This window comes from Thomasclavelia cocleata (assembly GCF_900102365.1).
Lineage (GTDB): Bacteria > Bacillota_I > Bacilli_A > Erysipelotrichales > Coprobacillaceae > Thomasclavelia > Thomasclavelia cocleata.
On sequence record NZ_FOIN01000029.1, the window covers coordinates 1 to 15,292 of the forward strand.

Sequence of the window (15,292 nt, forward strand, 5' to 3'; positions counted from 1 at the left end):
TAGAAAAGAAGAAAATTGACATAAAAAAAATCCAATAACACTGATGATTACTGAATAATTTAGATTGTATAGATAAATTGTCTTCGAAACTCGGGTGATTTTTTATTTGACTAGTAAGTTTAATATAGTACTTAGTTAAGGTTTATCTAAGAAAATTAGGCAGTGAGTACTAAGGTTTGATTAACAATTATAGAAATAATAACATTAAGTATAATTAATTAACTTAGGCAGTATGTGTTTTTTGATATAAATTGTATATTTTTACTATTGATTGTATGATTTTACTATAATAAATATATTATAATATATTTATAAATAAAATTTTTAATTTACATTGAATAATGAAGGAGGAAAAGTATGAAAAAATTATTAAAAGGGATTCTTGTTTTAGCAATCATCTTATCAACTTTTGCTAGTGGTATTAATTATGCAAAAGCTGTAACAGATGATGAATTAGTATATCTGGTTAGCGAGGATGCTTATATCAGAAGTGGTAATAATGCAAATAAAAACTATAATTATGAAAATATTACCCAAGCTCATGGTGATCAGTATACTGGTAAGAACTATAAGGTAATAAACACAAAATATTATCCTGATGGTTCTAAGATTATGAGTGTAATGAAATTAAGATTGCCATCTCTTGAAGAAGTTACACAAAATGAGTTAGATACATATGAATTTGAATTTAACATTTTTAAAAATCCAGATTACAATAAATCTGAACAAACATATCATTTTTATTATACTGATGAAGTTAATTGGAGTGAAACATCACTTACATGGAATAACAAACCATCATCAATTGGAACTGGTGATGTTTTATTTGACTTTACAATTCCCCAAGGTATGGAATATGAAAGTAAAAATGATGATGAAAAACGAATTCGTATTGATGTAACAGAAAAAATAAATTCATTAATACAACAAGGGGTTCCAACAATTACTGTTTATACTGATGGGATGTTAAGAGCTGACACTTCATTAATGATACATAGTAAAGAAAGTGGAGATGGTACACGTGGTGCTAAGTTAATTGCATCTAATAGTAATTATGATAGAAATAAGTTAGAACAGTTAATTGAAGAGTGTAATGCAATTGAAAAAGGAAATTATAATCAAGCAAGTTATGATTCATTAAAAGATAGTTTAGATTATGCTAAGGATATATTGGCAAATGGTACAATAGATGAATTAAAAAATGCTTATGCTTCATTGCTTTTAGCAAAGGACAGTTTAATTGCTGAATATCCAGTACTGGAAGATGGTTTTATTAGAAGTGATAAAAAAACAACTGTATATAATTATGAAAATATTACACAGGCTCATGGATCGCAGTATGTAGGAAAAGATTATAAAGTTATTAATTCTAAATATTATCCTAATGGAAATGAAATTATTGGAGTAATGAAATTTGCTTTACCATCGTTAGATGAAGTTACTAATAGTAATTTTGATACAATTAAATTAAACTTTAATATGTTTAAAAATCCTGGTTTTGAAAAAGGAAATCAAACATATCATTTCTATTATACTGATGAAGTTAATTGGAGTGAAACATCACTTACATGGAATAATCGTCCAGAATCAATTAAACATGATAGCAGTAATCTTCTTGGTGATTTTGTAATTAATCAAGGAGAAGAATATGAAATAAAAAACGATCTTCAAAAAGCTGTTAGTATTGATATAAGTGAAAAAATAATTAAGCTAATTGAAGCAGGGACTAAGGAAATTACAGTATTTGTTTGTGCAGAAAATAAGTTAGATACATCAATCATGTTTCATAGCAAAGAAAGTGGAGATGGTACGCTTAAAGCTAAGATTAATGCATCATATAAAAATTATCGTGAACAATTAAAAAATTTAATAACACAATGTAAAGAACTTGATACAAGCAATTATACAGAAGAAAGTCTAGCTCATTTAAATGAAGTGTTGAATGAAGTAGAAGAAGTATGCATTAGTGGAACTGCATTACAGACTCATGTGGCTTATGATCAATTATTAAAAGCAAAAGAGGCTTTAGTATTAATGCAGGACCCTGAAGATGTTGGTAATATTGCATATCAAAAACCAACTAGAAGTAATTTATCAAAGACTTTAAGTGATCAAGTAACTGATGGAGATACTTCTACATATTGGTCAGGTTTATTTTATCCATCATATGTAGACATTGATTTAATGGATACTTATGCTTTAACAAAATTAAAAATATATGTTCCTGAAGGAAAGAATTGCTGGTATACAATTTATGGAAGTAATGATGGTTCGACATTTAATCGTTTATATCAAAAACACAATGATAGTTTAGCTACAACTGATGGAGATGAAATTATTTTTGATACACCACAATCTTATCGTATTGTTCGAGTGTACATAGAATATAATCAAGGAGATGATAAAGCGTATTTAGCTGAAGTTAAGGCTTATGGAACTGTAATAAAATCAAATACAGATTCTTTAAAAACAGGAACATTAGAAGAGATTCTTGATGTAACATCTTATGCTCAAAGTAAATATGCAGCTGTAATTACTAAAGAAGAAACGATTGAAAATGTTTATGGAATCATTGATCGTACTATTGGTAGTGAATATCGTGACTGGTTTAGTTTTGAACTTGTAGATGATGATAGTATAAATGACTGGTATGAAATTAGTGATAAAGAAGGTAAGATTCATATCAGAGGAAATGAAGGATTGTCACTTACAACAGGATTGAATTATTATTATAAAAATTATTTAAATGTGCATATTTCAGAACAGACAATGCAAGTAAAAATGCCAAATGAATTAGTTAAGGTAAATAAAACAGTAAAAAACAATACACCTTATCAAGTTCGTTATGCTTATAATTATTGTACATTAAGTTATACTTTTGCTTTCTTTGGTGAAGAACAATGGCAAAGAGAAAATGACTGGTTAGCACTAAATGGAGTAAATGTAGTTCTTGATCTTGCAGGTCAGGAAGCAACATGGATTAAATTTTTAATGAATTTTGGATATTCTTTTGATGATGCAAAAGACTGGTTAAGTGGACCTGCTTATTATGCGTGGCAGTTTATGGATAATATGGAATCGTTTGGAGGACCTGTTCCTGATGGATATGTAAAAGATCGTTTAGAGTTAGCTAGATCGACACAAAGATGGAAGAATTCATTAGGGATGCAGACAATTTTACAAGGGTATGCAGGAATGGTACCAACTAACTTCAGTGAATATCAGCCAGATGTAAAGATTATTAAACAAGGAAATTGGAATGGTTTTAGTAGACCAGATATGATTGCAACAGATTCTAAAGAATATGATGAATATGCAAAATTATTTTATGAAGCACAAGAGTTTGTTTATGGTGCGACTAGTGATTATTATGCTGTAGATCCATTCCATGAAGGGGGGATTCGTCCAAGTGGTTTAGGAGATGCTACTATTGCAACTGAGGTACTTGAATCAATGCTTGATTATGATCAAGATGCTATTTGGGTAGTACAGGGATGGCAGAGTAATCCAACTAATGAATTATTAAAAGGAATGAAAGATAATCGAGAAGATCATGTATTAATTGTTGATTTGATCAAATATCCTATTTCAGATTGGACTAAATATGATCGTACAAGTTATGGTAGTACAAAATTAGATGCCAAAGAATTTAATGGTACTAGCTGGGCATGGGGATTGCTTGCAAATTTTGGTGGTAATCCTTCAATGCATGGACAAATGGAAGTCATGGTAAATGATATTATGGAAGCTAGAAAAAATTCTTCACATATGGTTGGTTTAGGTATCATATCTGAAGCTCAATATGATAATCCAGTGATGTATGATTTAATTTTTGATTTAGCATGGGCGAGTGATGATTTTGATTTAAATACTTGGCTTAATAGTTATATTGAAAGAAGATATGGTGGTACTTCTCAAAATGCTAAAATGGCTTGGCAAATTATGAAAGAGGCAAATTATGATCATGGTGTACGATATACAAATGAATTATTTGGAATGAAGTCTAAAGCACCACAAGATTATAAGGTACAAAATATCCCTTATGGTGGAGATAAATTAGAAAGTGCATTAAGATTGCTTATTAGAGATTTTGATAAGTTTAAAGATAGTGAATGTTATTTATATGACTTGAGTGAAATCATGCGCCAACAAGTAAGTAATTATGCAGTATTGAAATATAATGATGTTTTATCAGCTAAAAATTCTGATGATTTAGAAGCGTTTAAGAAATATAAAGAGGAATTTTTAAAAGCGTTTGAAATTTTAAATGAAGTAGAATCAACCCAAAAAGAACAATTAGGTGGTGAATGGATTGGCAAAGCCCAAGATATTGCTTCAAATTATGATGATTTTGCAATGGATTCATTTACAATGAATGCTAAAGCTTTAATTACTTCTTGGGGTTCAAGATCAGGGCATCGTAGTTTAAAAGATTATGGATGGCGTAATTATGAAGGTATTTTTAAAGATATTTATACTAATATTTGGCAAGATTATTTAAATCGTGTAGAAGATAATATGGAAAAAGGAACACCATTAAATAATATAGATAAAAATGGTTATTTTGATTTATATTGGAAATGGAATATGGCAAATCAAGAATATACAAGAGATGCTAAAGATTCTCCAGAAGAAGTTTATGACATATTAAATAAAGTATTAGAAAATTGTACAATTAGTGGTGACATTGATGCTAATATTGGAAATGTTGCAATTGAAGGAATTGTAAAAGATAGCAATGTTATTAAAGCTAAAGCTGGTGCTATTAATGATGGTGATGTATCTACAGTGTATATTGCCAAAGCTAAAGGTGAAAAAGCTCCAGAAATTATTTTAGATTTAATTGGAATATTCCAGTTAAGTGAAATTGATGTTATTATGAGTGATAGTAATACATATGATGTATGGGTTAGTGAAGATGGAACTAATTGGGATAAAGTAGGTCAAGGCTTAGATAAAGAAACAAAATTTGATGTTCAAGGTAGTATTCGTTATATTAAAGTTGTTGGTATAAATAATGAAATGGCGTTAAGTATTAGTGAAATTCGTGCTTATGGAGAGAGAGTTTTACCGACATTGGATCAATTAAAAGGTCTTGTAAGATTTGGAAATGATATAAATACAAGTGGTAATGAACAAAGTAAGATTTCATATTTTGAAAATACATTAAAAGTAGCTGTAGAAGCGATAAATAATGTGGCTGCTCCAGATGAAATTAATACTGTATATTGGAATTTATATGATGCAATAATTGATTTAAATTTAAGTGGGGTATTTAATTTAGCGGTAAATAAAACCGTAACAGCGCATAATGATCCAAGTGGAAATTCTAAACGTTTAGTTGATAATAACTTATCAAGTTCATGGGATGCAGGTCGTTTAAGTTTAACAGGTGTGCCATATGAAGATAAAATTACTCCAGCCTGGGCTATTGTTGATTTAGGTCAAGAGTATCAAATTAATAAAATAGAAATTAGTTTTGGCAGCAATGTTTGGCATCATTATACAGTTTATGGAAGTATTGATGGTAAAGAATGGTTTGAAATAGGAGCTAAAGCTACTAATAATTTACCAAATGATGGTGAAGATATTTATGAATTAGAAAATATTTTTGCTCATTATATTAAATTAGAAATTACTAATGTTCAATTAGAAAGTTCAGGAAAAAGAACTCCAGTAAAAGTTAATGAATTAATTGTCATGGGTCAAGTAAAAGAACCATTAGATACAGAAAAGCTACAACAATTAGTTAATATAGCTAAAGATATAAATCTAGAAGAATATCAAGACGGGCAAACAAAAGATACATTTGTTGAAGCATATACAAAAGCCTGCAAATTATTAAGTGAAGCAGTAACTCAAGATGAAATTGATACTGCAGTTACTAATCTTCAAAATGCCATTGATAATCTTGTTGTTAAAGAAAATGTAAACAAAGCAGGATTAAAGATTGCTATTGATATGGCGGAAAGTGCAAGCTTAGAAAATATAGTACCAGTAGTAGTAGAAGAATTTAATGCAGCATTACAAAATGCTCAAACAGTTTATGCTAATGCTAGTGCTACCCAAGCTGATGTAGATAATGCATTTACTAGATTAGCAAATGTAATGCATATGTTGGAATTCTTCAAGGGTGATAAAACAGCATTACAAAAGATGGTAGATCAAATAGCAAACTTAACAGCAAGTGAATATATAGAATCTACATGGAATGCAATGACACCAGTATTAGAAAAAGCAGAAGGTGTATTAAGTAACGAAAATGCAATGCAGGAAGAAGTAGATGAAGTATATAGTGAATTAGTAAAAGCATTTGTAAACTTAAGATTAAAACCAAATAAAGATTTATTAAGTGGTTTAATCAAGAAGGCAAATGGACTAAACAGAGCAAACTATTCTGAAGCATCATTAAAGGTGGTAGATGTTGAAGTAGAGAAGGCAAATGTAGTATTAAATAATCCAGAAGCAACAAAAGAAGAAGTAGAAACTGCAGTGTCAGCTCTAACAAAAGCAATGGCTGGATTAATAGCTAACCCAGTAAATACTAATGTATCTGAAGTAAAACCAGGAGATACAATTGCAATTAAGACTGGTGATGATAGTATAATTGGGATAACTTCTGGGTTAATGATGATAAGTTTAATTGCTTTAATATTTATAAGTAAAAAAGCTTACAAAGAATAAATTACTAAAAAAACTTTGATGATAAAATTCAAAGTTTTTTTAGTGTGAAAATTATAATCCTTTATGGAAGTGGTGGAGAATTAGTGAAATATTTTGATTAGATTTTATTGTTAAGTTTTATAAAGCTGATGATTAGTTGATAATGAGTAGTGATATAATAATTTTTAGTAGTATATTTTATGTTGTGATATTAAATAAATCATTAAAGTTATGAATAGGTTCATATTAAAAAGAGTTGTTAGATATAGTTTTTGGGCAGAAATAAATTTTATTGAAGAGGATTATATGTTTGAATATGGTAAAGAGATATAATGTATTTTAAGAGAAACAAATTGATAATTAATTTTGTTAGGAATTGTTTGATTAATTAGTATAGTTAAAGTGTTAAGGTGTTTTTAGGTAACAGTTGACTGTTTTTGATTAAATGATATATATTGAAAAATATTAAGATTATTGTGTTAATATAAACTTTAGACAATCTTTTTTACAAAATTTATTATATAAATATGCTATTAATTAAAATATTATTTGGGAGGTATTAAATGGAAGATATTGATAAAATTGTTTTATATCAGCGTAATTATTTTAAAACAATGAAAACGCAAGATTATAATTTTAGAAAGCATCAATTGGAAATACTTTATCAAAAGATAAAGTATTATCAAAAAGAAATTGAACAGGCTCTATACTCAGACTTAAAAAAACCTGTTTTTGAGGCATATTCAACTGAGATTGGTTTTGTTTTAAATAGTATTCGTTTTATACAAAAAAATTTGAAAAAATGGATGAAACCACATAAAAAATTATCACCATATTATTTATTTGGATCATATGATACTGTTACTTATCGACCTTTAGGGATAAGTTTGATTATAGGACCCTTTAACTATCCTTTTCAACTTGTTATGGAACCTTTGATTGGTGCAATTGCTTCAGGTAATTGTGCAATTGTTAAACCATCTGAAAATGCACCATCAACAGCAAAAATAATAAAATTGATTATTGATGAAACATTTGCTTCTGAATATATTTATTGTATTTTAGGGGATTCAATCATAACTGCTTCCTTAACACATAGTTCAGTTGATCATATATTTTTTACTGGAAGTATAGAAGTTGGTAAAAAAGTGATGATGGCAGCTAGTGAACAATTGATACCAGTAACATTAGAGCTAGGGGGTAAAAGTCCTGCAATCATAGATGATAGTGCAGTTTTAAAGGATGCAGTAGAAAAAATTGCGTGGGGTAAAATTTTAAATGCTGGACAAACATGTATTGCTCCAGATTACTTGATAATTGCTGAAAATTTGAAAGATGAATTTATAAAATTATGGAAAGTCACTATTGAAAAATTTTTATGTAAAGATGATTATGGGAGGATTGTTAATGAGAAGCATTTTAATCGTTTAATTAAATATTTAAATGAAGAACAGATATATGCTGGTGGTAATTATAATAAAGATGATTTATGGATTCAACCTACATTAGTTAATGGTGATAAGAGTAATTATATGGTGGAAGAAATATTTGGACCTATATTACCGATAGTTACATATAATAATCGTGATGAAGTTGTAGATATTATAGAAAAACATCCATTTCCTTTAGCTATGTATATTTTTTCTAATGATAAACATTATATTAATTTTCTAACAAAAAGATTATCTTTTGGAGGCGCTTGTATTAATGATTGTATAAGTCACTTAATATCTTCTAAAGTACCATTTGGTGGAATACGCTATTCTGGAATAGGTCGATATCATGGAAAAGATAGTTTCATTGCTTTTAGTCATAAACAAACAATTCATCATCGAGTTATAAAAAGGGATATTATTTCATTATATCCACCATATTCTAAATATATATATAAGTTAGTAAAAAAGGTTTTAAGGTAAATGTTTTAAAGTATTGAATTTATTTTATTGAGTATTATTTAATTTGTTAGAGCATATATTTAGATAGGTGATTTTGTGAAAAGAACATATCTAATAATTGCGATAACGGTTGCTGTATATGTATGTACAAAATGTTTTTATTCAAATGGTATGGTAGCTGTTAGTAAAGAATTAACTTTAAAGGATGTATCTGTGGTGATTGATCCAGGACATGGTGGGCTTGATAATGGTGCTAGTGTTGGAAAAATATATGAATCTGAATTGAATTTAAAAATCTCATTTGCATTGAAGGATGAATTAGAAAGTCGTGGTGCTAAAGTATACATGACTCGTGAAGATGAACAAGATATGACTAAACGTAATCATCATTATTCTAAGCAAGATGATATGTATCTAAGAGTTAAAAAAATTGATTCTTATAAGAGTGATTATTTAATGAGTATTCATTTAAACTCTGCACCAGCTTCAAGTGCTTGGGGATCTCAAGTTTTTTATTATAAAAATAGTGATAAAGGTAAGCGGTTAGCAGAAGAGATTCAATCTACAATGAAAGAGATAACGGGAAGTCCAAAAAGAATATCAGGTTCAAGTTTTCGGGTGTTAAGAGCAACACAAACGGTTGGAGTGTTGATTGAATGTGGGTTTATTTCAAATGCAAATGAGAGAGGTCAGCTTCAAAGTAGCAAATATCATCAAAAACTAGCAGTAAAGATTTGTGATGGTTTAGAAAATTATCGAGAAAAATATCCCGAAGATACTATAAAAAAAGAGGATTTTGAAAAAATTTTAAATTAATAGTATAATTGAATGAAAGTAGTGACTATAATGAAATGAACTAGTTACTCCTATAAATAAAAAAGACAATGTTTCAGTTAATATGATCTCGTTAAACATAACTGATAGATATTGTCTTTTTTAGTATATTGGGTATGTTATATATCTAAATATTGAAAATTCACCATGAGCTTTTACAAGGAGGAGATTGGTCCTATGTCGAGATTTTGAACTAACTAAACGTAAGAAATATAGTTATTTTGTTCTAATATATTTCTTTTTAGAACTATCTTACACTCTTTTCTTATTCGATTATGGTTAAATTATGGAAATGGGTTTATTAATCTAATTACTTAACTTATTGTAATGTTTTTCAAGTTATATGTTGGAACAATTATTATTTTATTAAAGGTGATTGAAGGGAAAATTGATTTAAATATGTATAAAATGCTTATATTATGAAGATTATTAAAAAAGAAGCAAAGTAATTCACTATAGTAAAGTGTTTGTTATATGATTTCTTATTTTATGAAAAGAGCTGAACGAATTTTTAAAGTTTACTTTGTAATATATTCTTTTTACATGGATATAAACATATATGATATTTTTAAAATCACATATATTAAATTAGAGAAGGAGGTGAGATAATGAATCGTTGTATAAGTAATAATAGTTGTATATGGTGCCCTTGTTGTCGTTGTAGACCCCCGATTATTATAAGATGTCCAACAGGACCGACAGGACCAACGGGAAGTACTGGAGCAACAGGACCGACAGGGCCAACAGGAAATACTGGGGCAACAGGACCGACAGGGCCAACAGGAAATACTGGAGCAACAGGACCGACAGGGTCAACGGGAAGTACTGGAGCAACAGGACCGACAGGGCCAACAGGAAATACTGGAGCAACAGGACCGACAGGATCAACGGGAAGTACTGGAGCAACAGGACCGACAGGGCCAACAGGAAGTACTGGAGCAACAGGACCGACAGGGCTAACAGGAAATACTGGAGCAACAGGACCAACAGGGCCAAGAGGAGAAGGATGTGCATCTTTAGGCGAGCAGATATTGAATGGAGGTATGGAAGATTTTATAGGTGATTTACCAGTTTCTTGGAACTCTACTACACCTATTAGTATAGAAAGTGTTGATCAGGCTGGACGTGTTCACAGCGGGAATTTATCTGTCAATATGCAAGATGGTTCAGATTTATATCAAGATGTTGATATAAAGGTTGGATGTTATTATATACTCTCATTTTTTGCTCATGGTGAAGGACAACAAATTGGATTGCGTGCAACAATAACATTCCTTGATGATCAAAATAATCAGTTATTAACTAATCAGCTTATTGTAAGAGAACAAGATTTAATTAATTCAAATCGTTCATTTGGATATTTTAGACTTGTTAGTGGAGCAGCTCCAAGTGGTGCAGTAAAAGCAAGAGTTGCTTTTTATGTTGTCGCTGGAGGTGGCCAATCTATGGATTTGGATGATGTTTCCTTTATGGTGGCGTAATGAGAAAAGCTATATTAGGTTATAACTAATATAGTTTTTTCAATGATTGTTATAATTATGATTATAAAATTGATAAATGATAGTTAGGACATATATTAGTGCAATTATGTTTAGTAGATCATAATTTAAATGAATTAGTATATTGTTGATAAATGGATCTATATAATTGACAAGAATTATTCCTAGAATCCCCCACATGAGACTATAAAACATACATATTCTACTATGATGATTATGTGGAATTTTAGAGTAATTCCAAATTTCGATTTTGGAATCTGTTACTAAAAAATAATGTGTTAGGTATTCTAAGGTAGTACAACAAACTAAAGAATAGAAAAAAGTATCGAAGTTATTTTGATAATATGGTGTAGTTTTTAAAATTAATAAAGCTCCAAAACCGTATAGTGGGATAAAAGGACCTTTTAATAAACCTGAAAAATATATTTTTTTATTTAATATAGATACATATATAGATTCCATAATAAAACCTAAAAATGTGTATATAGCAAACTTAATCATTATTACCTCCTGTAATACAATCTATGATAATTATAAATAAATATGCAAAATTATATATAATAAGTGTTGTTTTTTAATAAAATTCACTAATAAAAATTATTAAGATAGGTTTATTTATTATGACACTAAATTGTATAAAATATCTTTTAATATTGTTTTTAAGGGGATTTGCATTTAGTTATGTGTAGATCATATTTGAAATGGTTAGGGGATTTAATTGAATTATTAATATTTTACATATTTATTAATAATGAAAGAGTTTTTTTCTTGGGTTGAGTCGGTTGATGTTGTTTTATTGGTTTTGGAGTATGATTTTGGATTTGAATGGAGAAAGGTATTTAATTAATAAATTCCATTATTTATATGTCAGGGGTGGAATTTAGTTTTTTTAATTTACGAAAATAAAAATTTTTGTCAAAAAAACATTTAAACTATTGACGATTATATATATATATGGTATTATGTTTGGGCAGTCGATTGATGGGCCTGTAGCTCAGTTGGTTAGAGCGCACCCCTGATAAGGGTGAGGTCGATGGTTCAAATCCATTCAGGCCCACCATATATATTTTAGTTGGGGCCTTAGCTCAGCTGGGAGAGCACCTGCCTTGCACGCAGGGGGTCAGCGGTTCGATCCCGCTAGGCTCCACCAATTTAAAATTTGAGTCTGCTTATGCAGGCTTTTTAATTATATAAAGGAGTAGAAATATGACGAATTATTTAATGATATTAGTTATATCTTTTTATCTATATTGTTTTTTTGGTTGGGTTTGGGAGTCATTTGTTTTACCGCTTTCTAGAAAACAATTACCATATAATAGAGGTTTTTTGTATGGCCCTTGGATTCCAATTTATGGTTTTGGAGCAATATTGGTAATCGTGTTATTTGATATTCGTCATGTTAATTATCCTTTTTATGTTTTGGTTTTAGGTGGTGGAGTAGTATCCTGTTTGTTGGAATATATTACTTCTTTTATAATGGAAGAATTATTTCATCGAAGATGGTGGGATTATAGCCAAAAGGCTTTTAATGTTAATGGGAGAATTTGTTTGGAAGGATTTCTTTGTTTTGGTTTGTTTAGTGCAGTAGTGGTAAATTATATCCAACCATTTTTTGTTAAACAATTAATGGTGATTAATAAAGATGTTTTACTTATTATTGGTATTGTATTAGGTGGATGTTTTATTGTTGATACGATTATAACTACACGCACTGCTTTAAAGATTGACAAGAAGTTAGAGCTTGTAAAGCAAATCTTAGATGAGAAGGAAGAAAAAATTATTGCTGGTTTAGAAAAAAGACAGGCAAAGTTGTTTAAAAAGTTAGAACAGCATGGTTTAGAGTGGCAAAAACAGCAATTGTTATTAAGGAAACTTTTAGAAGAAGAAAAATTATTTAGATATCGTTATCGTCGTTTAATTAGAGCTTTTCCACATATTATTAAAAAGAAACGGAGGGATGATTAGTGTTGAAAAAATATTTTGGGACAAAACAATTTTATAGAGAAGTATCTAATATTGCTTTACCAATAATGGGACAGCAGTTTATTACAACTTTTGTAAATTTGATTGATAATGTAATGATAGGTAGTGTTGGTAATATTGCTTTAACTTCAGTGACGGTAGCGAATCGTTTCTTTTTGATTGTTAATTCGGTTTTATTTGGATTATGTGGGGCTGCTGGTATTTATATTGCTCAGTATTATGGGGCGAAGAAAAAGGAAAAATGTCAGGAAGTTTTTAATATTAATATGGTGTTTTCACTTGGGGCAGCAATATTTTTTACTATAGCAATGTTCATATTTCCTAAGTTTGCAATTCAGTTATTCTCACAGACTCCAGTAATTGTTGATGAAGCGGTTAATTATTTGTATTTTGCCAAGTTTACGTATATTCCTTTTAGCATTTCTTTTACATGTATGATGACATTGAGAGCAGTAGGAATAAATAAAATCCAGTTAAAGGTAGGAACGGTTGCGGTATTGACAAATACATTATTGAATTATTGTTTGATTTTTGGAAACTTGGGGTTTCCAGAATTAGGGATTCGAGGTGCTGCGATTGCAACTTTAATTGCTCGTTTAGTAGAGATGACAATTTATTTGGTTGTGTTGTTGAAAAATCGTCATTTCTTTAAATTTGATTTAAGTGGTATGTTGCATATTAATAAAGATCTTCTTGGTGGGATTGTTCATAAAGCGTTACCGTTAACGATGAATGAAATTTTATTTTCGGTGGGACAGGCAATGATATTTAAATCGTATATTAGGTGTGATGAATATTTAGTTGCTTCAATATCGGTAGTTGATACTGTTTCAAATATAATGTTTATTGCATTTGGTGGTTTGTCATCAGCAGTATCAATAATGATTGGAAATAAATTAGGGGCAAATTTACTAGATGAAGCAAGAGATAATGCTAGAAAGTTATTGTGTTTTGCTTTGATGGTTTCTTTAACGATTGGTACATGTTGTTTTATAGTAGCACCGTTTATACCTAATTTATACAATGTTGATGTTCCGATAAAAGAGACAATTATAGCTCTGGTTAGGATAAAATCAGTGATGATTAATATCTATGCTTATAATGTATGTGTGTTTTTTATTTTAAGAGCTGGTGGAGATGTATTGAGCACAATGTTGATGGATGCGGTTTTTTTATGGGTAGCAGGAGTTCTGGTATCAACGATATTATCAACATATACGAGTTTATCATTAATTACCTTATATTTAATCGTTGAAAGTTTAGATATAATTAAATTGATAATTGCCATATTTTTCTTTAAAAAAGAGCGCTGGGTAAAAAACATTGCAGTAGTAGGAGACTAGGATGAAAAAAGATAATTATTTTATTAAGGCTTTGAATGGTATGGCTTATGGCTTTTTTTGTAGTTTAATAATTGGAACAATTTTAAAGCAGTTGGGTGCTTTTGCGAATATAACTGAATTAGTTACTTGGGGCGAAGTGGCAACTCTTTTGATGGGACCAGCAATTGGAGCAGGGATTGGTTATGCGATTGATGCTAAGGGTTTAAATTTAATAGCTGCTATTATTGCAGGCTGTATTGGAGCTGGTACTTTTAATGGTAATGTAGCTGGTGTTGGTAATCCTATTGTATCTTTTGTTGCTGTGATTGTAGCGGTTGAGGTAACTCGATTTGTTCAGGGAAAAACACCGATTGATATATTAATCGTGCCATTTACTTCAATTGTAGCTGCTGGGCTGGTCACAATATTTGTGGGACCATATTTAACAAAGTTAATTGTTTGGCTTGGTGATTTAATTAATCAAGGGGTAAATATGCAGCCGTTATTAATGTCGATAGTAGTAGCAGTTTTGATGGGAATGGCTTTGACTGCACCGATATCTAGCGCTGCAATTGGCGTGATGTTAGGACTGAATGGACTAGCTGCAGGAGCAGCATTGGCAGGGTGTTGTGCTCAAATGATTGGTTTTGCGGTTATGTCGATTGATGATAATGACATAGGTGATGTTATTGCTATTGGAATAGGAACTAGTATGCTTCAGTTTAAAAATATCGTTAAAAAACCAATGATTTGGATACCGCCAATTATTACTAGTGTTGTAATTGCACCTATATCAACTTGTTTATTGAATATTTCATGTTCGCCAGTTGGTTCAGGAATGGGAACAGCAGGAATGGTAGGGATTTTAGAAGCTGTTAATGTAATGGGGACTAATTATTGGGTTCCTTTGATTGTTATTGATTTAGTGGCTCCAGCATTTTTAACGTATGGGATTTATAAAGCGTTTAAAAAATTATCTTTTATTAAAAATGGTGATTTGAAATTAGAACGATTATAGTTTGGATATACAGTAAAAAGCTATGATGGAATAAACTTTTAAGTTAAATTCGCTTAGCTTTTTTAATTAGGTTGTATA

The 15,292-nt window shown here is 29.9% G+C and carries 8 protein-coding genes and 2 tRNA genes; 9 read left to right on the forward strand and 1 reads right to left on the reverse strand.

The features are described from left to right. Positions 1-357: 357 nt before the first annotated feature. The 4 genes from BMW96_RS09980 (at position 358) to BMW96_RS14510 (ending at position 10,873) form a co-directional block, all read left to right on the forward strand. Positions 358-6,684, forward strand: a complete 6,327-nt coding sequence (locus BMW96_RS09980; protein WP_092355218.1) for an alpha-N-acetylglucosaminidase TIM-barrel domain-containing protein — start codon at positions 358-360, stop codon at positions 6,682-6,684. Positions 6,685-7,226: 542 nt separating this feature from the next. Further along, positions 7,227-8,579: an aldehyde dehydrogenase family protein gene (locus tag BMW96_RS09985; RefSeq protein ID WP_092355222.1), complete on the forward strand. Its 1,353-nt coding sequence runs from the start codon at positions 7,227-7,229 to the stop codon at positions 8,577-8,579. A 75-nt stretch (positions 8,580-8,654) separates the two neighbouring features. After that, positions 8,655-9,374: an N-acetylmuramoyl-L-alanine amidase family protein gene (locus BMW96_RS09990; RefSeq protein WP_092355225.1), complete on the forward strand. Its 720-nt coding sequence runs from the start codon at positions 8,655-8,657 to the stop codon at positions 9,372-9,374. Between the two features lie 626 nt (positions 9,375-10,000). Next, complete coding sequence (locus BMW96_RS14510; protein ID WP_244881302.1) at positions 10,001-10,873, forward strand: collagen-like domain-containing protein; 873 nt, start codon at positions 10,001-10,003, stop codon at positions 10,871-10,873. Positions 10,874-10,912: 39 nt separating this feature from the next. Here the strand turns inward: BMW96_RS14510 and BMW96_RS10000 are convergent, their stop codons facing one another. Continuing rightward, on the reverse strand, positions 10,913-11,392 hold the full coding sequence (locus tag BMW96_RS10000; protein ID WP_092355228.1) for a putative ABC transporter permease: 480 nt from the start codon (positions 11,390-11,392) through the stop codon (positions 10,913-10,915). Between the two features lie 482 nt (positions 11,393-11,874). Between BMW96_RS10000 and BMW96_RS10005 the strand changes: the two genes are divergently transcribed. From BMW96_RS10005 to BMW96_RS10025, 5 genes are all read left to right on the forward strand, one after another. Beyond that, positions 11,875-11,951: transfer RNA gene (locus tag BMW96_RS10005), tRNA-Ile, on the forward strand. A 14-nt stretch (positions 11,952-11,965) separates the two neighbouring features. Then, positions 11,966-12,041, forward strand: a tRNA-Ala gene (locus tag BMW96_RS10010). A gap of 56 nt (positions 12,042-12,097) precedes the next feature. Next, positions 12,098-12,856 carry a putative ABC transporter permease gene (locus tag BMW96_RS10015; RefSeq protein WP_092355231.1) on the forward strand — a complete coding sequence of 253 codons (759 nt, stop codon included), beginning with the start codon at positions 12,098-12,100 and terminating at the stop codon, positions 12,854-12,856. Then, positions 12,856-14,217, forward strand: a complete 1,362-nt coding sequence (locus tag BMW96_RS10020) for an MATE family efflux transporter (RefSeq protein WP_244881303.1) — start codon at positions 12,856-12,858, stop codon at positions 14,215-14,217. Before BMW96_RS10015 ends, BMW96_RS10020 begins: the two co-directional genes overlap by 1 nt. Position 14,218: 1 nt before the next feature. Then, positions 14,219-15,214, forward strand: a complete 996-nt coding sequence (locus tag BMW96_RS10025) for a PTS sugar transporter subunit IIC (RefSeq protein ID WP_092355234.1) — start codon at positions 14,219-14,221, stop codon at positions 15,212-15,214. Positions 15,215-15,292: the final 78 nt, after the last annotated feature.

What these genes read in the sequence shown, in the direction of transcription:
- BMW96_RS14510 (WP_244881302.1), top strand. Translation starts at nt 10,001, where the DNA reads ATGAATCGTTGTATAAGTAATAATAGTTGTATATGGTGCCCTTGTTGT.
- BMW96_RS10015 (WP_092355231.1), top strand. Translation starts at nt 12,098, where the DNA reads ATGACGAATTATTTAATGATATTAGTTATATCTTTTTATCTATATTGT.
- BMW96_RS10000 (WP_092355228.1), bottom strand. Translation starts at nt 11,392, where the DNA reads ATGATTAAGTTTGCTATATACACATTTTTAGGTTTTATTATGGAATCT.
- BMW96_RS09985 (WP_092355222.1), top strand. Translation starts at nt 7,227, where the DNA reads ATGGAAGATATTGATAAAATTGTTTTATATCAGCGTAATTATTTTAAA.
- BMW96_RS10025 (WP_092355234.1), top strand. Translation starts at nt 14,219, where the DNA reads ATGAAAAAAGATAATTATTTTATTAAGGCTTTGAATGGTATGGCTTAT.
- BMW96_RS09980 (WP_092355218.1), top strand. Translation starts at nt 358, where the DNA reads ATGAAAAAATTATTAAAAGGGATTCTTGTTTTAGCAATCATCTTATCA.